Below are 1,442 nucleotides of genomic sequence, written 5' to 3' on the forward strand. Positions count from 1 at the left end.
CGCCGGCCGTGGCTCCCGCCAATGGAAGCCAGAAGGCCGGCGGTCCCGCCGGGACGGCGAGGGCAAGGCGCCCGAGCGCGTTGGCCGCCAGTGCCGCCAGGACGGCATGGCCGATCGCCTGGCTGGAAATGCCCTGGTCCAGGAGGCGCAGCGCGCTGAGCACGGCAACGTCGACGTCGAAGGTGCCCGAGAGCGCCGAGGTCGCCAGCAGGCTTGCGCTGCCGAAGCGGCCGACCAGCGCCGCGCTGGCCGTCGCGACGACCGCGAACAACGCGGCGAAGAGGAGCAGCGCGCCAAGGTCGAAGGGATTGCCCGGAGAAGCCGGCGTCGGATCGCCGGCGCCGCGCAGCAGGAGCAGCGCGCCGCACGCGGCAAAGGTGATCGCCGCGGCCAGCGCCGGCGGGCCCATTGTCGCAAGCACCGCCGGCTGGACGATCAGGACGATGGCCGTCACGCGCAGGATCGAGACCATCGCGGCAAGTGCGGCAGCGCCGGACAGCGGACGGACATAGGCGCTTTCCCGGGCCCGCCTGGCAAAGGCGACGGTGACCGCGGTCGAGGACACCACGGCGCCCGCCAGCCCGCTGACCAGCAAGCCCCTGGCCGGGCCCAGGATGCGCACGGCGATGTATCCGATGAAGGAGATGGCGGCGGTCAACACCGTGAAGAACCAGACTTCCCGGGGATTGAAGCCGCCCCATGGATCGACGGCCCGGTTGGGGAGCAGGGGCAGGATGACCGCGGTCATGACCGCGAGGACGATCGCCGAGCGCAGTTCGATCCACGACAGGCGCTTCAGCGCGCCGTGCAGCATTTCCCGGCTGGCGAGCAGCCCGGCCAGTGCCGCCGAGCCAGCCGCCGCCGCGCGATAGTCGCCGGCCACCGCCAGCCCGCCGAGGCCGAGAACGCAAAGGGCGGCGACCACGCTGGTCACGCTGAAATTGTTCTGGTGGACGCCTTCGCGATACTGGAACCAGCCGAAGATGAGGGCGAAGGCGAAGAAGCCGGCGACGAACACGAACACCGAACCGAACGCCACCGAAAGCGCGGCCAGGATCCCGCCCAGGAGACCGATCGCGCCGAAGGTGCGGATGCCGGCGGTGCGGCTGCCGCCGGAGGCTGCGCGCTCGCGCCAGCCGCGCTCCAGGCCGACGAGCAGGCCGATGGCGAGCGCCAGGCCGAGGGAAGCGATCAGGTTCTGCATGCATCATCCTGTCAATGCCGGCGGCGGTAAGGTGCCGTCTGCGAATTTCTATACCCAAAGAAAAAGGACGCGAATATCGCGCGAATGGCGGAGCGGTCGGCGACGGCCACCCGCCGGACATCGCCCGGAGGCCGGCCGCGACGGCGGCAAAGCGGCAAAGGGGCTTGTAATTTCCCGCCTTTGTCGTTAATCGCCCCGCATCAAAAACCAAACTCCACGCCGCCCAAGGGAAATTGAG

1 protein-coding gene is annotated in these 1,442 nt (G+C 70.0%); it reads right to left on the reverse strand.

Annotated elements, in window-relative coordinates:
- The coding region (locus tag NUU27_RS25320; RefSeq protein WP_257765059.1) for a DUF4010 domain-containing protein at window positions 1-1,204 on the reverse strand (1,204 nt) is incomplete at its 3' end.
- Between the last annotated feature and the right edge of the window lie 238 nt (window positions 1,205-1,442).

It is taken from the genome of Nitratireductor sp. ZSWI3 (assembly GCF_024655565.1).
GTDB lineage: Bacteria > Pseudomonadota > Alphaproteobacteria > Rhizobiales > Rhizobiaceae > Nitratireductor.